General features: G+C 51.5%; 1 protein-coding gene. It reads right to left on the bottom strand.

The features are described 5' to 3' along the window. Positions 1-63 precede the first annotated feature (63 nt). On the bottom strand, positions 64-295 hold a 232-nt coding region (locus ACT3TJ_RS18100; protein ID WP_444666148.1), incomplete at its 5' end, for a hypothetical protein.

The following is a 295-nucleotide window of genomic DNA, read 5'->3' as shown; positions in this document are numbered from 1 at the left end:
ACAGATGGCCTTTACGGGGTTCTTTGTACAATGTAGGAGCCGTTAAGGTTGCAGGCGTATAAACTACTCGCTTCCTTTCGGGTCGGCTTTATCAGACTGCTGATCGATATTGTCTTTATGAGCGCGCTTTTCTTTAACGACTTGAGTGCCTGGAATGGGCGCTGCTTTGCCTGACGTGTTGTGGCCAGGCTCTGAGCGAGCGTCTGGGTTCTTCTGGTTATCAACGTTTTCATCTGGCCGATAAGGGTGCGCCTCATCATGGTGAGACGCTTTTTGGGCAGCATCACCGCCACGA

It is taken from the genome of Halomonas sp. AOP30-A1-24, from assembly GCF_052378165.1.
In the GTDB taxonomy this organism is placed as follows: domain Bacteria; phylum Pseudomonadota; class Gammaproteobacteria; order Pseudomonadales; family Halomonadaceae; genus Vreelandella; species Vreelandella citrativorans.
Note: the sequence above shows the minus strand (reverse complement) of the source record. Positions and strands in the feature narration are given on the sequence as shown.